At 48.8% G+C, this 17,980-nt stretch carries 15 protein-coding genes and 2 tRNA genes; all 17 read left to right on the forward strand.

The features are described 5' to 3' along the window. The first annotated feature begins 52 nt into the window (after positions 1 to 52). The 17 genes from AC5LIL_RS00315 (at position 53) to tilS (ending at position 17,953) form a co-directional block, all read left to right on the forward strand. On the forward strand, positions 53 to 289 hold the full coding sequence (locus tag AC5LIL_RS00315) for a Veg family protein (RefSeq protein ID WP_012727736.1): 237 nt from the start codon (positions 53 to 55) through the stop codon (positions 287 to 289). Positions 290 to 389: 100 nt separating this feature from the next. Further along, positions 390 to 1,253: a 4-(cytidine 5'-diphospho)-2-C-methyl-D-erythritol kinase gene (gene ispE, locus AC5LIL_RS00320; protein ID WP_214761693.1), complete on the forward strand. Its 864-nt coding sequence runs from the start codon at positions 390 to 392 to the stop codon at positions 1,251 to 1,253. Between the two features lie 73 nt (positions 1,254 to 1,326). Further along, positions 1,327 to 2,151 (forward strand): pur operon repressor, encoded by an 825-nt coding sequence (gene purR / locus AC5LIL_RS00325; protein WP_012727734.1) that lies wholly within the window; start codon positions 1,327 to 1,329, stop codon positions 2,149 to 2,151. Between the two features lie 140 nt (positions 2,152 to 2,291). Continuing rightward, on the forward strand, positions 2,292 to 2,591 hold the full coding sequence (gene spoVG / locus AC5LIL_RS00330; protein WP_499824532.1) for a septation regulator SpoVG: 300 nt from the start codon (positions 2,292 to 2,294) through the stop codon (positions 2,589 to 2,591). Positions 2,592 to 2,775: 184 nt separating this feature from the next. Then, on the forward strand, positions 2,776 to 4,131 hold the full coding sequence (gene glmU, locus AC5LIL_RS00335; RefSeq protein ID WP_214761674.1) for a bifunctional UDP-N-acetylglucosamine diphosphorylase/glucosamine-1-phosphate N-acetyltransferase GlmU: 1,356 nt from the start codon (positions 2,776 to 2,778) through the stop codon (positions 4,129 to 4,131). A 45-nt stretch (positions 4,132 to 4,176) separates the two neighbouring features. Next, the gene (locus tag AC5LIL_RS00340) at positions 4,177 to 5,133 is read left to right on the forward strand and encodes a ribose-phosphate diphosphokinase (protein ID WP_214697188.1); all 957 of its coding nucleotides are present in this window, start codon (positions 4,177 to 4,179) and stop codon (positions 5,131 to 5,133) included. A gap of 55 nt (positions 5,134 to 5,188) precedes the next feature. Next, positions 5,189 to 5,746: an aminoacyl-tRNA hydrolase gene (gene pth / locus AC5LIL_RS00345; RefSeq protein WP_214749835.1), complete on the forward strand. Its 558-nt coding sequence runs from the start codon at positions 5,189 to 5,191 to the stop codon at positions 5,744 to 5,746. Positions 5,747 to 5,791: 45 nt separating this feature from the next. After that, positions 5,792 to 9,319: a transcription-repair coupling factor gene (gene mfd / locus AC5LIL_RS00350; RefSeq protein WP_499824533.1), complete on the forward strand. Its 3,528-nt coding sequence runs from the start codon at positions 5,792 to 5,794 to the stop codon at positions 9,317 to 9,319. Then, entirely contained in the window at positions 9,303 to 10,850 is a 1,548-nt protein-coding gene (locus AC5LIL_RS00355) for a polysaccharide biosynthesis protein (protein WP_499824534.1), read from the forward strand. Before mfd ends, AC5LIL_RS00355 begins: the two co-directional genes overlap by 17 nt. 1 nt (position 10,851) lies before the next feature. Next, positions 10,852 to 12,267, forward strand: a complete 1,416-nt coding sequence (gene yabN, locus AC5LIL_RS00360) for a bifunctional methyltransferase/pyrophosphohydrolase YabN (protein ID WP_499824536.1) — start codon at positions 10,852 to 10,854, stop codon at positions 12,265 to 12,267. Continuing rightward, a complete protein-coding gene (locus tag AC5LIL_RS00365; RefSeq protein WP_214697198.1) occupies positions 12,264 to 12,536 on the forward strand; it encodes an RNA-binding S4 domain-containing protein in 273 nt (90 codons plus the stop codon). Before yabN ends, AC5LIL_RS00365 begins: the two co-directional genes overlap by 4 nt. 42 nt (positions 12,537 to 12,578) lie before the next feature. Continuing rightward, a complete protein-coding gene (locus AC5LIL_RS00370) occupies positions 12,579 to 12,953 on the forward strand; it encodes an FtsB family cell division protein (RefSeq protein WP_074036621.1) in 375 nt (124 codons plus the stop codon). A 74-nt stretch (positions 12,954 to 13,027) separates the two neighbouring features. Then, positions 13,028 to 13,543 carry a S1 domain-containing RNA-binding protein gene (locus AC5LIL_RS00375; protein ID WP_339963800.1) on the forward strand — a complete coding sequence of 172 codons (516 nt, stop codon included), beginning with the start codon at positions 13,028 to 13,030 and terminating at the stop codon, positions 13,541 to 13,543. Positions 13,544 to 13,745: 202 nt separating this feature from the next. Beyond that, positions 13,746 to 16,358 carry a YhgE/Pip family protein gene (locus tag AC5LIL_RS00380; protein WP_499824537.1) on the forward strand — a complete coding sequence of 871 codons (2,613 nt, stop codon included), beginning with the start codon at positions 13,746 to 13,748 and terminating at the stop codon, positions 16,356 to 16,358. 141 nt (positions 16,359 to 16,499) lie between these two features. Beyond that, a tRNA-Met gene (locus tag AC5LIL_RS00385) sits at positions 16,500 to 16,576 on the forward strand. Between the two features lie 9 nt (positions 16,577 to 16,585). Beyond that, positions 16,586 to 16,657: transfer RNA gene (locus AC5LIL_RS00390), tRNA-Glu, on the forward strand. A 69-nt stretch (positions 16,658 to 16,726) separates the two neighbouring features. Next, positions 16,727 to 17,953, forward strand: a complete 1,227-nt coding sequence (tilS, locus tag AC5LIL_RS00395) for a tRNA lysidine(34) synthetase TilS (RefSeq protein ID WP_499824538.1) — start codon at positions 16,727 to 16,729, stop codon at positions 17,951 to 17,953. Positions 17,954 to 17,980 lie beyond the last annotated feature (27 nt).

Here is a 17,980-nt window from a genome sequence, read left to right on the forward strand (position 1 = left end):
ACTTTATTTTCATATTCAATTATGCTATACTTGTAACAGTGAGGTGAAGCGTATGCCAAAGACGTTACAAGAAATCAGACAGAAACTCGAATCGCATGTTGGTGAACGATTGACGTTGAAAGCAAACGGCGGTCGTAAGAAAGTCGTTACTCGGTTTGGAACGCTCGTTGAGACATATCCTGCGGTGTTCGTTGTGAAATTGGATGAAGACCTGCATAATGTGGAACGTGTCTCGTATAGCTACGCTGATGTCCTAACGGATACAGTTAAAATTGAATTCGGCAATTGATTTATAAATGAGGGGCGGATGCATTGGCAGCTGCTTCTTTTTTTGTGCGCCTGTTTACGGTACAATGTCGAACAGGAGACAAATGGGAAGGGTGAACGTGATGCGCACGATCAGTGTGAAAGCGCCGGCAAAAATTAATTTGACGCTCGATGTCCTCGGAAAGCGTCCGGACGGCTATCATGAAGTAGAAATGGTAATGACGACAGTCGATTTAGCAGACCGCTTAGAGTTGACGATTTTAGATTCGGATGAGATTCGGATTCAATCAGAGCACGCCTATGTGCCGAATGATCATCGGAACTTGGCATATCGTGCAGCAGAGTTGTTGCGGGAGCGTTTTAATATTCAACAAGGTGTGGAGATTGTACTCGATAAACAAATTCCAGTGGCAGCTGGGCTTGCTGGTGGCTCGAGTGATGCAGCGGCGACGCTTCGTGGGATGAACGAGTTATTCTCGTTAAACCTGTCATTAGAAGAGCTAGCAGAGCTCGGTGCGGAGATCGGGTCTGACGTTTCATTTTGTGTCATCGGTGGGACAGCCATTGCCCGAGGTCGTGGTGAACAGTTAGAAATGATTCCGGCACCACCGCCATGCTACGTCGTACTCGGAAAGCCCAAGCTAGGAGTATCGACTGCAGATGTGTATCGCGCCGTGCGTATGGATGAAGTTCATCATCCGAACACAGGTGCGATGGTGGAAGCGATTCGTCAAAAAGATTTTCATGGGATTTGCGAAAATCTTGGAAACTCACTCGAGAGTGTGACGCTTAAGCTTCATCCGGAAGTAAAACAAATCAAAGAAACGATGCGGCATTGTGGGGCAGAAGGTGTGCTCATGAGCGGTAGTGGACCGACTGTCTTTGCGCTCATTGAGCATGAGCAAAAGGCGCATCGCATCTATAACGGTCTAAAAGGATTTTGCCCAGAAGTGTTCGTCGTTCGGATTCTCGGCAAAAGACATTGAACAAAAACGAATGAAAGTGATATATTCTCAATAGAACATTCGTTTATTATTGAAGATGTGAAGGAGAATCCGTATGAAAATTCGTAGAAGTGGTCGTCTCGTCGATATGACCCGTTATTTGCTTGACCATCCGCATCAGCTTGTCTCGTTGTCGATGTTTTCAAGTCGCTATAAAGCCGCAAAGTCGTCGATCAGTGAAGATCTTGTCATCGTGAGTGAGATGTTATCTCATGATGGGATCGGAAAGCTTGTGACCGTTCCTGGTGCAGCGGGTGGTGTGATGTTTATCCCAGGCTGGAGTAAGGAAAAATCGCTTGAGATGATTGATACGCTCTGTGAGCAATTATCAAAACCGGAGCGTCTCTTACCAGGGGGTTATCTCTACCTCACAGATGTACTAGGTAATCCGAGTCAGGTGAAGCCGATGGGACAAGTCTTTGCGTCTGTATTCGCCGATCGTAAAGTCGACGTGGTCATGACGATTGCGACGAAAGGAATCCCCCTTGCTTATGCTGTCGCAGAACAATTAGGTGTACCATTCGTCATCGTCCGTTCAGATAGTCGTGTAACGGAAGGATCGACGGTCAGTATCAATTATGTATCAGGTTCTTCGAAGGCGATTCGCACAATGGCGCTCGCACGTCGTAGCCTGCCGCGTGGCGCGAATGTGCTCTTGATCGATGACTTCATGAAAGCGGGGGGAACGATTCGGGGGATGATGAGTCTCTTGAACGAATTCGAGGCGAACCTGGCAGGTGTCGGTGTGTTGATGGAAGCAGAAGGCGCCGAGAAGAAGATGGTCAGCGAATACGTCAGCTTGATGAAATTGACGAATGTTGACCCGGATGAAGGGCTTGTCACCATTTCACGGGGGAATGTGGAACAGTTCCTAAAATGATTGGCAAAATTTTGATTTCGATTTATGATTAAAGGGTATAGAGTTATCAATATCGAGTCATGACGTTCGTTCGAAACCAACTGAACCTTACAGAAGACCACACCATGGCATAGACAACGATGAAAAAGGGGATGCGAAACATGCAGATCACAGACGTAAAAATTCGCAAAGTCGCGACAGAAGGCAGAATGAAAGCGTTGGCCTCAATCACACTTGACCATGAATTCGTTGTACATGACCTTCGAATCATCGAAGGAAGTAGCGGTCTATTTGTCGCCATGCCGAGCAAACGGACACCAGAAGGTATTTTTCGGGACATCGCGCATCCGATTAACGGGGAGATGCGACAAAAAGTTGAAGCGGCTGTATTGGAAGCCTATTCCAATATGGAAGTGGAGGTGCTGGACCCTCAGCACGTGTCGTCCGGCACGAATGAATGACAGCAAACAGCGGTTAGGTTACCTACCGCTGTTTTTTTGCGTTTCATTGGTTAAGGAACGGTACAACTATTGAAACGAAGGCATGGTTTCGATATAGTAGAAACGGTGTAAATAGGATTTAGTTGCAGAAAAGCCGAACTATACAGACCAATCACAGCTGTTGTGAGATAGGAGCGAATGAAGAATGGAGCGTTTTGCAGTCATTTTGGCAGCAGGAAAAGGGACGCGAATGAAGTCGAAGCTTTATAAAGTACTTCATCCGGTTCTAGGAAAACCGATGGTCGAGCACGTTGTCGACCAGTTAGACCAAATCGGTGTCAGTCGTCAAATCGTGATCGTTGGCCATGGGGCGGAAGCGGTACAAGATACGCTCGGCACACGAGTGGAATATGCGGTCCAAGAAGAACAACTTGGAACAGGGCATGCTGTTCAAATGGCGGAAGCAGAGCTTGCGGGTAAAGCAGGGGCGACACTTGTCGTCTGCGGAGATACACCGTTACTAACGGCAGAAACGTTGGAAGCCCTTCTCGCTCATCACGAAGCGCAACAAGCGAAAGTTACTGTGTTGACTGCGATTGCAGATGATGCGACAGGATACGGTCGCGTTGTTCGTGGTGAAGATGGGAACGTGACGAAAGTCGTTGAGCATAAAGATGCTTCTGAGACAGAACTTGCCATCAATGAAATCAATACGGGAACGTACGTGTTCGATAACGAGTTATTGTTCGACGCGCTCAAACAAGTCGGAAACAATAACGCGCAAGGTGAATACTACTTGCCTGACGTCATCTCGATTGCAAAAGAAGCTGGCGAAGTCGTCGCAGCACATACAGCGCCAACGTTTGATGAGACAATCGGGGTCAATGACCGCGTTGCCTTGTCACAGGCGGAAGCGATCATGCGCAAACGCACGAACGAACGTCTTATGCGTGAAGGCGTCACGTTCATGGACCCGGCATCGACGTATATTTCTCCAGATGTGGTGATTGGTTCGGATACAATCATCTATCCGGGTACGGTCATCCTTGGGAAGACGACAATTGGTTCGGAATGTGTCATCGGACCGAACTCAGATATCCGCAACAGTGTGATTGAAGATCATGCAGTCGTGCGTCAGTCTGTCGTGACAGATAGCAAAATCGGTGAAGCGGCTCAGGTCGGACCGTTCGCTCACTTGCGCCAACAAGCTGTACTTGGTGCGAACACACGCGTCGGAAACTTCGTCGAGATTAAAAAATCGTCGTTTGGTGACGGTGCGAAAGCTTCGCACTTGAGCTACATCGGGGATGCGTCAATTGGCGAACGTGTCAACTTAGGTTGTGGATCAATCACGGTCAACTATGACGGCAAAAACAAGTTCGAGACAGTGGTAGAAGACGATGCGTTCGTCGGCTGTAACGTCAACTTGATTGCCCCGGTAAAAGTCGGAAAAGGTGCGATTGTCGCAGCCGGTTCGACAATTACAAATGACGTACCGGAAGAGGCGCTCGCGATTGCGCGTGAACGCCAAACAAATAAAGAAGGTTACACAAAACGATAACTTGCTGCCAATCACTATGGAAAACGATGAAGGAGAATCCTAAACATGTCTACTGTATACGAACGAGAAATTCGTCTATTTAGCTTAAACTCGAACCGCCCGCTTGCTGAAGAAATCGCGAAAGAAATTGGTGTCCCGCTCAGTGATTGCCAAGTCAAACGTTTCAGCGACGGTGAACTCTATATCAACATCGAGGAAAGTGTTCGTGGAGATGATGTGTATGTCATCCAATCAACAAGCTCACCTGTAAACGAAACGCTCATGGAATTGCTCGTCATGATTGATGCACTCAAACGTGCTTCTGTCCGTACGATCAACATCGTGATGCCGTATTACGGGTATGCACGTCAAGACCGTAAAGCGCGTTCGCGTGAGCCGATCACGGCGAAACTTGTCGCTGACCTTCTGACGGTAGCAGGTGCGACACGCGTCATCACAATGGACTTGCATGCAGCGCAAATCCAAGGATTCTTCAATATTCCGGTTGATCAATTACTCGGTGTGCCGCTCATCTCGACGTACTTTGAAACAGAAGAGTTTCAAGCGAAGGATATCGTGGTTGTCTCTCCAGACCACGGTGGCGTGACACGTGCGCGTAAATTGGCAGAACGTTTGAAAGCTCCGATTGCCATCATTGATAAGCGTCGTCCGAAAGCTAACGTCGCTGAAGTGATGAACATCGTCGGAAGCGTTGAAGGGAAAACAGCAATTTTGATTGATGATATCATCGATACAGCGGGAACGATCACGCTTGCAGCGGATGCAATCGTCCAAGCTGGCGCGAAAGAAGTATATGCGTCTTGTACGCACCCAGTCCTTTCTGGTCCAGCGATGGAGCGTATCGACAACTCATCAATCAAAGAATTGGTTGTTTTAAATACAATCGATTTGACGGGTCGTCCATGCTCGAGCAAAATCAGACAGATGTCGGTTGCCCATTTGCTTGGGGAAGCGATCATGCGTGTCCACGAGCACAAATCGGTCAGTACCCTATTCGATTAAAAAACGAGGCCCGGAGGCATTCGCCTTTGGGCTTTTTTGTTCAGGAGGAAATGATATGAAATGCATCGTCGGTCTTGGAAACCCTGGGAAAAAGTTTGAGATGACCCGACATAACATCGGTTTTTTGGCAATTGATCGCCTCGCTGAAAAGCATGGGATCTCGCTGAATGAAGCGAAGTTTAACGCCCTCATGGGAACGGGAAGAATCAATGGTGAACGCGTTGTACTTGTTAAACCCCTTACGTATATGAACTTATCGGGTGAAGCCGTCCGTCCAATTTTAGATTATTATAAGATTGAGATTGACGATTTACTTGTCATCTATGACGATTTGGATATGGTGCCAGGAAAACTGCGCTTCCGTCCAAAAGGGAGTGCAGGTGGTCACAACGGAATCAAATCGCTCATTCAACACTTAGGAACTGCAGAATTCAAGCGATTGAAACTTGGGATTGGACGTCCGCCTCACCCGATCAAAGTCGTCGACTGGGTGTTGATGAACTATCGGAAAGAGGACTTGCCGGAGTTGAACGAAACACTCGACAACGCCGTAACCGCAGCCACTGATTTCATAGATACAGATTGGCTAGCGCTGATGAATCGATACAACTAAAGGGTCATAGCACCCTTTTTTGTCGTATGAGTTGGAGGAAAACAAATGAATGCTTTAGAGAGATTTATGGTGGCGCTCCCGGAGACGAACGTGATTCGTGAGCGGCTACAAAAAGTAGACCGTCAATTGGTGACGGGACTGACAACAAGCGCGAAAGCTCTCGTCCTCGCAGGACTTGTGAAATCGTCATCGAGACGTCTCGTCGTCGTGACGCATAACATGTATCAAGCACAAAAAATGTTCGATCAACTCGAATCACTCATCGGACCGGACAAAACATTGCTTTATCCGATTGATGAGACGCTGGCCGCTGAATTGTCACTGACGTCTAGTCCTGAGCTGTTGGCCGCTCGAATCGATGCCCGTACTCGTCTCCTTGACCAAACAGGAGGCGTCGTTGTCGTGCCGCTCGGTGGATTACGACGCTATATGCCGAGCCCGGAAGCGTGGCAACACAGTCGTGTCATGCTAAAGCCGGGAAGTGATCTCGAGTTGGCAGACTTTGCGAAACAATTGACGGACATGGGATATGAACGGACAGCTACTGTGACGACGCCTGGAGAGTTTTCCGTACGAGGCAGTATTTTGGATGTCTACCCGCTTACGGAAGCGCGTCCGTACCGGATTGATTTATTTGATACCGAAATCGATTCCATTTTCACGTTCGATGCCGAGACGCAACGTTCGCTCGGTGTGGTAGGAGAAGTGTGCATCACGCCTGCCACCGAGTTCATCGCCACTGACGATCAGTTGAAACAAGCCGGGCGTTCACTCCGGAAACAATATGACCGGACCGTCGAGTTGATTGAGAACGAAGTGATTCGTCAAGCGCTTGAGGAAGGAGTCGTAACGGACATCGAGCGCTTAGAGCGTGGTGATTTCCCGGATAAAGTTGGAAAGTATTCGCCACTCCTTTATACGTCCACGCTCTTAGACTACGTCGGCAAAGACGCCGTACTTATTTTAGATGAAGTGGCGCGAATCGATGATGCCGCGGACGTACAGGAGCGGGAAGAGGCGGAATGGTTCTCTTCACTCATCGAAAAAGGGGAAGCCGTCAGCAATTACACGCTTGCTGTCCCGATGCACAAAGTGTTTCGTGACTTGAAACAGGTGGCGTTCTCGTTACTTCCATCTCGTCGCTCAGGGATTCCGGAAACCGCGACGGTACATTTGAGCTGTCGTCCACTCCCGGCATTTCATGGGCAGATGCACCTGTTAAAGCAAGAAGTGGAACGCTGGCAAAAAGGGGATCAACGCATTGTCGTGCTTGCGGGAGATAAGTCACGCGCGGACAAGATTGAAGCGCTCCTTTCGGACTACGGCATTCATTCGACGTTCACGAATGTCGATGGAGAATTAGAACCGAGGCGCGTATCCGTCATCATCGGTCAAATCGAAGGTGGATTTGAATTGTCGACGAGTCGCCTCGTCGTCGTATCAGAAGAGGAATTGTTTAAACGTGTGACGAAACGGAAGCGTCAGACGAAAAACTTAACGAACGCAGAACGGATTAAGAGTTATCAAGAGTTGAAGCCGAACGACTATGTCGTCCATGTGCATCATGGGATTGGGAAGTACTTAGGCATTAAAACCATCGAGGTCGGAGGAATTCATCAGGACTATCTCCATCTCGTGTATGCCGGTGATGATGCGCTCTACGTGCCGGTCGATCAAATTGATCTCGTTCAAAAATATGTCGGCGCCGAAGGGAAAGAACCGAAGATTTATAAACTTGGGGGCACCGAGTGGAAAAAAGTTAAATCGAAAGTCGCCAAGTCGGTTGAAGATATCGCCGATGAGCTCATTAAATTGTATGCGGCACGAGAAGCTTCGGTCGGATTTGCGTTTCCACCGGATGATGAGGAGATGGGGCAATTTGAATCCTCCTTCCCTTATGCAGAGACAGAGGACCAGGTCCGTTCGATTGCTGAAATTAAAGCAGACATGGAACGTTCACGTCCGATGGATCGTCTTTTATGTGGGGATGTCGGCTATGGGAAAACGGAAGTGGCAATCCGAGCGGCATTTAAGGCGGTGCTCGCCGGAAAACAAGTCGCGTTTCTCGTCCCGACGACAGTCCTCGCCCAACAACATTATGAAACGATGCTCGAGCGATTCAGTGAATTTCCGATCAACGTTTCTGTCATGAGTCGTTTCCGCTCAAAGAGTGAGATGGCTGCGACGAAGAAGGGCTTGAAGGAAGGGACGATTGATATCGTCGTCGGGACACACCGAGTGTTGTCAAAAGACGTGACGTTCGCGAACCTCGGTCTCGTCATCATCGATGAAGAGCAACGGTTCGGCGTCAAGCATAAAGAGCGTCTGAAACAGTTGAAGACGAACATCGACGTCCTCACGTTGACGGCTACACCGATTCCGCGAACGCTTCATATGTCGATGATTGGAATCCGCGACTTGTCTGTCCTCGAAACACCACCAGAGAACCGCTACCCGGTTCAGACGTATGTTATGGAATATGACGGCATCGTCTTACGTGAAGCGTTAGAGCGTGAACTTGCTCGTGGAGGACAGGCGTTCTTCCTCTACAACCGTGTCGAGGGCATCGAGCGGAAAGCGGAAGAGATTCGAGCTCTATTGCCTGAAGCGCGTATTGCGACGGCACACGGTCGCATGACCGAGAGCGAACTCGAAAGCCAGTTGATCAGTTTCCTTGAAGGGGAAGCGGATATTTTAGTCTCGACGACGATTATCGAGACAGGAATCGACATTCCAAACGTCAATACACTTATCGTCCATGATGCTGACAAGATGGGACTTTCCCAACTGTATCAACTTCGTGGTCGAGTCGGACGTTCGAATCGAATTGCGTATGCTTACTTCACGTATCGAAAAGATAAGCGCTTGACCGAAGTGGCAGAAAGTCGTCTTCAAGCCATTAAAGAATTCACCGAACTCGGAAGCGGCTTTAAGATCGCGATGCGCGACTTGTCGATTCGAGGTGCCGGTAACTTGCTAGGCGCACAACAATCTGGATTCATCGATTCAGTCGGTTTCGACCTGTATTCTCAAATGCTCTCCGAAGCAATCGAGGAACGGAAAGACCGGATGCGTGGACAGGCGAAACAAGTCGTCTTCAAGCCGGAAATCGCCTTCCAAGCGGATGCTTACATCCCGGACGACTATTTGTCGGATAGTGAGCTGAAGATTGAGATGTATAAGCGTTTCAAATACGTCGATACACCAAACGCGTTGTTCGCCTTACAAGACGAGTTGATTGAGCGATTCGGGGAATTCCCGGAACCAGTCGCCCTTCTCATTCAGCTGACACGTCTACGGATTTACGGAGAACTGGCGAAAGTGAGCCGAATCAAACAAACGCCTGGACGGATTGAAATTGTCTTATCGAAAGATTCGACGACAGCCCTCGATGTACCATCCTTTATGGAATGGACGATGCCGCTCGGTCGTAAATTAGGAATCGGTCAAGAAGACGGAGCCTTGAAATTGTCACTCAGTGGTCGAATGCCACTCACAGAGCTCTTGAATGATGCCGATACTGTATTAGAAGAACTGACGAAGCGGTTGGTGGGCGATGCGGTCGCCAAGTAAGTTTGCGCAAGGTGTCGTCCTGTTCGCCCTTGCCGGTTATGTCTCGAAACTGATCAGCTTCGCGTATCGCGTCCCATATCAAAACTTGGCGGGTGACTTTGGACTCTATGCTTATCAAACCGTCTATCCGTTCGCTGCGATTGTCGCATCGCTCGGAATTTATGCGATGCCGGTCGTCATTGCGAAAATAGGAGTCGGCGCGAAGGGGGCGAACCAGAAGCTAGAAGTGTTATGGAGCAGTTTTTATGCGTTACTTCTTCTTTCTATCACGCTTGTTGTCACGATGTGGATCTTCGCCCCGACACTCGCAATGTGGCTCGGGGATGAACAGTTGGCCCCGGCGCTTCGCGTAATCAGTTTGAGTTACTTACTCATGCCGGCGTCCGCCGTGTTACGTGGTGCCTTTCAATCAAGGGATGATTTACGACCGAGCGCGTGGTCACAAGTGTTAGAAAATTTTGTACGCGTGACGGTCATGCTGTCGCTCTTATGGATTGGCGTACGTCTTGGAAAAGATGCATACACGCTCAGTCAATACGCGTATGGCGCGACGCTTGTCGGTGGGGTTGTGGCGATTGCCTTTTTAATCTATCAGGCGCGCGGCTTACGAATCGTAAAAGTACGACGTGTCACGTTTCAACATGGATTGCGCCTATTGTTGACGACAGGGCTCGCGGTCGGATTTGCCTCGCTCGGAATCTTATGGATGCAACTCGTCGACTCCTTTACAATCGTCAATTTAATGGGGGGGACGTACGAGGCGAAAGTGAGCAAAGGCGTGTTCGACCGGGGATACCCACTTGTCCAATTTGCAATCCTGTTCGCAACGACCATCGGTATGGCCAACGTCCCAACACTCGTCCGACACTATCGAGCGGGACATCTGCAAAAAACGACACAAGGGCTCCGTTCGATGATTCGGGTGACAACAGCTATTGCGGGTGCTGCGACCGTCGGATTGATGGGGGTGATGTTTTTCTTAAACGTTGCCTTGTTTGAAGATGGGTCAGGTACGCGGGCGCTCGTGTTATTGGCAACGAGTACGTTTGCGGCATCGTTAGCGATTGCAAGCATGACTTGCCTTCAAGCAATCGACCGTGAATGGATTGCGGCTCGCAGTATGATTGTCGCGATTTTGGCAAAAGGTGTCGTGAACGTGGGGCTTGTCCCCTTCTATGGGATTGAAGGAGCGGCCATCGGCACCTCACTCGGCTTTTTGGCGATGGCGTTCTATAACTTTCGGGCGCTCGACCGTTCGATTCCACTCGGGTCGTTTCGGTCGAAGCATTACAAATCGCTATCGAAAGCGCTGGTGCCCATGTTATTCCTCGTTGCCGTGTTAAACTGGGTGGGTCAGATGTGGGTCGATTCGCGAATCGCAGCCTTCGGATGGTTAATCGGGATGGTATGTAGCGGAGCCGTCCTTTATATATGGAGATTATGGAGCACGCGAATGCTATCACTTGCGGAATGGGAGTTCATCCCGTTCGGTGGTCGCCTCCTCGATGTGCTCGAAAAAAAGGAGAACTAGTATGGGTTATACAATCACGGTGGTCGGTCTTGGGTCTGGTGAGCTGAATCAATTGCCACTTGGAGTGTACCGTCATTTGAAGCAGCAACCGCTCGTCTGGTTACGGACGAAAGAACACCCTGTCGTACGAGAGTTAGAGTCAGAAGGACTCACATTCGAGTCATTTGATTCGATTTATGAATCGAGTGATACGTTTGAAGAGGTGTACGATCAAATTGTCGAGACGTTGATGAACAAAAGTGAAGAGATGGCAATCACGTATGCCGTCCCCGGTCACCCGTTCGTCGCCGAGCGAACTGTCGAGCTTTTAGTGGAACGTGGAGCGGACCTTCACGTGCTCGGCGGGCAAAGTTTCTTAGATGCGATGTTCCAGGCACTGCAAATCGATCCAATCAACGGCTTTCAGTTGTTGGATGCGACGGCGCTCGACCTTGAACGTCTGCAGGTGACGCAACATGTGTTGATTGGCCAAGTGTACGATGGATTTGTAGCGGGGGATGTAAAAGTGCAGCTGATGGAACGATATCCGGATGAGCACCCTGTCACCCTCGTAACAGGTGCCGGTACCACACAAGAACGAATCGAACACATTCCATTGTTCGAGATGGATCGCATGGCGGAAGTGAACAACTTGACGACGCTCTATGTTCCGCCACTCACGGATGAAGCTTATTTGGCGAAAGACTTTGCAACGCTCAAACAAATCATCGCCACACTTCGTGGACCGGACGGTTGCCCATGGGATCGCAAACAAACGCATGAGTCGCTTCGGAAGTATTTATTAGAAGAAGCGTATGAACTCATTGAAGCCATCAATGCAGAAGATGACGATGCTATCATCGAAGAACTCGGTGACGTGTTGCTTCAAGTCATGTTACATGCCCAAATTGGTGCAGACGAAGGGTATTTCGATATTCGTGATGTCATCGGGGCAATCAGTGAAAAGATGGTCCGCCGTCATCCGCACGTCTTCGGAGATGTCACCGTCGAAGATGCTTCTGATGTGGTAAAAAATTGGAATACGATTAAACAAGCGGAAAAAGGGGAAAAGAAACAATCGCAACTCGATGGTGTACTCGTCGACCAACCTTCATTGATGCGTGCTGAACAACTTCAAAAGAAAGCCGGCCATATCGGATTCGAATGGGATGACGTGTCGGGCGCTTTCGAAAAATTGGAAGAAGAACTGCACGAGTGGCGTGAAGAGTTGAGTGACGAATCAGAACTTGGCGATGTATTATTCTCCATCGTCAACATCGCGCGATACGTTGGGCTAAATGCCGAGCAAGCGTTAGAACAGACGAACCGAAAGTTCAAACGTCGATTCGAGTATATAGAAGCGAATGGTGACCTTCAGCAGATGACGCTCGAACAGATGGATGCTCTTTGGAACGAGGCAAAGGAGAAAGGGTTATGAGATTAGATAAATTTTTGAAAGTATCCCGCTTGATCAAGCGACGCACGCTCGCAAAAGAAGTGGCAGATCAAGGGCGGATTCAGCTAAATGGTCAAGTGGCGAAGGCAAGTACCGATGTTAAAGTCGGAGACGAGCTGCAAATTCGATTCGGAAACAAGCTTGTCACGGTCGTCATTGACTCGATTGCGGAACATGCACGTAAAGAAGATGCGAAAGAAATGTATCGTTTACTTAAAGAAGAGAAGATGGACGGTAGTATCGACTCGTAAAAAAAAGTATACTTAATGTATTAAGAGGAGGGGGATGAGGCGATGAACGGACGTAATCCGATGGATCGACAACGGCGCATTCGAGCGCTAGATGAGCGTAGAGAACAGCTGGAAAAAGACACACATCGCCGAAGAGTTCATCTTCGACGTCGTTTGGCGGCAGCCTCACTCCTATTTTTATTCGTCATGGTATTAATTGGACAAAGTTACTTTTCAAAGGTAGGCTATGTATCGGACCAACAACAAGCTTACGCACAAGCAAAAGTGGAGTTGCAAGAGCAGAAAGCCGAGCAAGATGAGTTGAAGGAACAAGTGGAACGTTTGCAGGATGAGGATTATATCGCGAACTTGGCGCGAAACGAGCTCCTCTTCTCCAAAGATGGAGAGATTATTTTCTACTTCTCCCCAGAGGAATAAGTCGGTTCGTTGACCGCTAGGGAAACGACTCGTATAATTGAAAAGAATCAATCAAAAAAGGAGTACATTATTTTATGTCAATTGAAGTAGGAAGCAAGGTACAAGGTAAGGTTACAGGGATTACGCATTTCGGAGCGTTCGTCGAGCTCCCAAACGGCAAGACAGGATTAGTACACATCAGTGAAGTGGCGGACTCTTACGTCAAAGACATTAACGAAGTGTTGACAGTCGGTCAAGAAGTCACGGTAAAAGTGTTGAACGTCGAAAATGATGGGAAAATCGGGTTATCCATCAAGAAAGCAGTCGATCGTCCTGTAAGTGAACGCCCTGAACGTCCAGAGCGTCCCGCCGGTGAGCGTTTCTCTCGTGGCCCACGCCCAGGTGGCCCAGGTCAAGGGGGTCCACGCGGTGGCGGTGGCCCACGCGGTGGCGGCCCACGTGGCGGCGGTCGTCGTGGTGAACAACGTCGCGAACCAGAAACATTCGATACGTTGATGAGCAAATTCTTGAAAGACAGCGACGAGCGTCTTTCGACGTTGAAACGTCAAACAGATTCGAAACGCGGTGGACGTGGAGCCAAACGCGGGTAATCCTTCGATACCAATTAGCTTCTACTCGTAACCATATAGGTCTTGTAACAAGACAAGTCGTGAACATTTTTGTTCGCGGCTTTTTTTGTTTAAAAAATTTTATAAAAAATAACTAAATATAGTTGATTTTTTTTGAGGAAGAGAGCAAAATAGGGAACATGAAAAAATAGTTATGTTTTATAAGTGAAGGTGGAGAGAAAAAATGAATGGATGGAAACTATGGATGGCGGAGTGGCGGAGTATCTTTAAGAACCCACATGTGTTGATTCCGATTCTCGCAGTCGCGCTCGTACCGTTAATGTATGCCGGCATGTTTTTGTGGGCTTTCTGGGATCCGTATGGACAGATGAAAGATTTACCGGTCGCCATCGTCAACGAAGACAAAGGGGCATCATTTGAAGGGGAGTCACTTGAAATCGGGAACGATCTGGTTGATAAGTTACTAGATTCGGAAGCCTTCGAGTTTGTCGAGACGACAAAGAAGGAAGCAGAATCTGGATTGAAAGACCATGATTATTACATGGCAATCGAGATTCCAGAAGACTTTTCGGAGAAGGCGACGACTGCTCTAGATGAACATCCAGAGCAACTTGAGTTGAAGTACATTGCGAATGAATCGTATAACTTCTTAGCCGCACAAATCGGTGGCTCTGCAATGGAGCAAGTGAAAGCAGAGCTTTCGACCGAGGTATCGAAACAGTACGTCAGTGCATTGAAAGATGGACTGAATGACGTGGCGGACGGACTTGGTGAAGCCGCGGATGGTGCGACAAAACTTGCCGACGGTTCTACGTCAGCGAAGGATGGTGCCGTCAAATTGGCGGATGGAACAGAACTTCTCGCCACGAAACAACGCGAACTTGCAGATGGTGCAAGTGAGTTAAACGACGGAATCGCTCAGTTGTCCGATGGTTCATCTGAACTCGCGGACGGGACGAAACTACTCGCCACGAAACAGCGTGAGCTCGCTAACGGTGCAAGCCAGTTAAACGATGGTGTGACTCAATTGGCAGAAGGTTCATCTGAACTCGCGGATGGAAGTCAGCAAGTGTACGACGGGTCAACCGCTTTGTCAGACGGGGTACACCGCGTGAATGATGGCGCATCCGCCTTACAAGACGGAACGAGCCAGCTCGTCGAAGGAACAGGGGCATTCGCGTCCAAATTAGATGAACTTCACACGGGTGCGAAAACGTTGAATCAAGGTGTTCAAGACCTTGCTGCTGGCATCGAGCGCTCAAAAGAAGGGGCGTCTGCATTGAATGACGGCGCAAACCAACTAGCAGGTGCATTGACGAAAGCGAAAGAAGGAAACACTGCTCTCATCGCGGGTCAAACTGAAGTGGTCAATGGAATTGGACAAATGAAATCTGAATTGACGGCGAAACAGGATGAATTGATTGGACAATTAACGGCACTTGCTGAGTCCGGTCAATCTGCGTCACCTGAAATGCTTCAAGCCATCGCAGCACAACTCACTGAAGGAAAACAAGCGACAGCGGCTGGGTTTGATCAATTAGCTGCAGGGGCGACGCAAGTGAAAGAGGGACAGACCTCATTGGCGGCAGGTCTTGCACAAGCAGAAACAGGTGCAGGACAACTTTCGTCAGGACTTTCTGAACTGAACACGGGTCAAACGAAGTTAGCGGAAGGTGCTCAGGCGTTAGCAAGTGGTTCGAGTCAAATCGAGCAAGGGACACAAACCGCAGCTGATCGCTCACAAGAACTCGTGTCAGCGAGTTCAAAACTCAATCAAGGTGCAACACAACTTCAAGACGGGACAACTGAACTTACGGCAGGCAGTGACAAACTCGTAGCTGCGACTGGACAGTTGTCTGAAGGTAGTGTGAAGCTTGCCGATGGTGCGAAAAGCGCAAGTTCGGGAACGAGTGAGTTGGCGAATGGCGCTACTCAATTAGCGGACGGTGGACAAAAACTTCAAGAAGGTAGTCGTGAACTTGCTGATGGCGCGAAGGCTGCCGGGGCAGGAACAAGCAAGTTGACGGACGGTGCGAATCAGCTCGCGGACGGCGGACGAGAACTTTCAGATGGTAGCGGAGAACTCGCAGATGGAATGACAGATCTCGCATCAGGTAGCGATGAACTTCGTGACGCTCTAGTCAAAGGTGCGAAAGATGCAGACATCGGATTGAATGATGAGAATGTCGAGATGATGGCAGGACCAGTGTCACTCGTCGATAACTCGATTCACGAGGTACCGAACTATGGTACAGGATTTGCTCCATACTTCATGTCACTCGGACTCTTTGTCGGGGCGCTTCTCTTATCAATCGTCTATCCATTGTACGATCCAGCTGGACGTCCAAAACGTAGTCTATCATGGGTATTGTCGAAGTCTGGTGTTCTCATGGTCGTTGGATTCCTTCAAGCGCTCATTTTAGACGTGGCGATGGTGCAACTATTAGGACTTGAAGTAAGCGAACCATTGAAATTCTTCGGATTCAGTTGGTTGACGAGCATCACATTCCTCTTTATTGTGCAGTTACTTGTCACCACGCTCGGGAACCCGGGACGTTTTGTTGCAATCGTCTTATTGATTTTACAATTGACGACTTCTGCTGGAACGTTCCCGCTCGAGTTGATTCCACGAGCATTGCAACCGTTCAATGCGCTTCTTCCTATGACGTATACGGTTGCCGGATATAAAGAAATCTTGTCGGCAGACGGTGCGCAGTATTTGCAGACCGCGACAACTTATCTAGTGTTTGTAGCTGCTGGATGTTTCGCGTTACTGTGGGCATACTTCCGAATCGCCTGGAAGAAAAAATATCGTCAAGTTGTATCCGAAGCATGATGTAAAAACGTAATGAAATCGTGTATAGTGATGAAGATGACACTATGCACGATTTTTTTATTAAAAAAATTCAAAAAAGAATTGACACTCGAATGGTGACTGGTTATTATAGAAAATGTGCTTAGGACACAACAATAACATGGCGGTGTAGCTCAGCTGGCTAGAGCGTACGGTTCATACCCGTGAGGTCGTGGGTTCGACTCCCTCCGCCGCTACCATTTTATTTAGGCCCGTTGGTCAAGCGGTTAAGACACCGCCCTTTCACGGCGGTAACACGGGTTCGAATCCCGTACGGGTCACTTAGCCTAAGCGAAAAGAAGCCATCTCGATTTGAGATGGCTTCTTTTGTTATATCAAGGAGGAAATTCATGAAAAAAGTGCTCGTCGCAGTGTCTGGTGGGGTGGATTCCATTGTCTTATTGGATCGTCTTGTCAAAGAGGGCTGGGATGTGGCGGTGGCGCATGTCCATCATGGCGTACGAGAAGCTTCAGACGAAGAGTATAGGTTCGTCGCCCGCGTCGCAGAAACCTACCATATTCCGTTTCATGGAACGCGTCTCTGCTTTCAAGAGGGAGGATCACAAGCCCGATATCGGGAAGCGCGCTATCAATTTTTTGAAGACGTCATGAACACATATGGATACGACACATTGGTCACAGCGCACCATGCGGATGACGAGTTAGAAACAGTGCTCATTCAGCTACATCGAAACGTGGTCGAAGTAAAAGGGATTCCCGAAAGCCGGCAATTTAGTAACGGGAGGCTCATCCGTCCGTTGTTACATGAGTCGAAAGCTCAACTGATCGAGTATGCACGACAGAATGAATTAGAGTGGCGCGAAGACGTAACGAATCAAGAACGTACTTACTTAAGGAATCAAATTCGCCACGAGATCGTGCCACGACTGAAACAGATGCGGCCACAGATTGTGAGAGAAGTCAGCGAAGCAGCAAAAATGGCCCGTGCCGATTGGGATAGCAGGTATCAATCGTGCGAACGATGGGTGGAGGCATATGTCGAACTTGAAATGAAAGCGTTTCATGTGAAACTCGAGGATTTCGAGCGCTTATCATTCCTTGAACGGTATACGGTCGGTCGATTGCTGTCCACTCGTTACGAGGTGAATGTGAACGAGGCGATGGAGAAGCTACTCCAGAGTCAAAAAGATACAGGAGCCTATCATCTGACAGGCGAGTGGTTCATGACGAAGCAGAATAGGGTACTGAATCTTGTGCAGCGTTCTGCATCAGGTTCACTCCATCCCATTCAAATTGATTCGTTGCCGGCCGTTGTTGAATTCGGAGACCGAACCATCTCTTTATCTGTCGAGGAGGGGAGAGAGGGCATTCCGTTACATGAGATCACTTATCCGCTTACGATTCGGACAAGTGCACCAGGTGACCGAATGCGATTGGCCGTGGGGACAAAGAAAGTGTCCCGTATCCTGATCGACGAAAAGATTGAGCGGACGGTTCGCCCGTCGCTCCCCCTGCTTGAAGACGCCTCAGGACGAGTTCTCGCGATTGTCGGGGTACGAGTTTCAGAATTTCTAGACAAGTCGGATGCGATTTGCCTACGATTAATGGTAAAATGATGATTGTGTCGAAACAGAAAGAGGAGG

The organism is Exiguobacterium sp. RM11 (assembly GCF_059821525.1).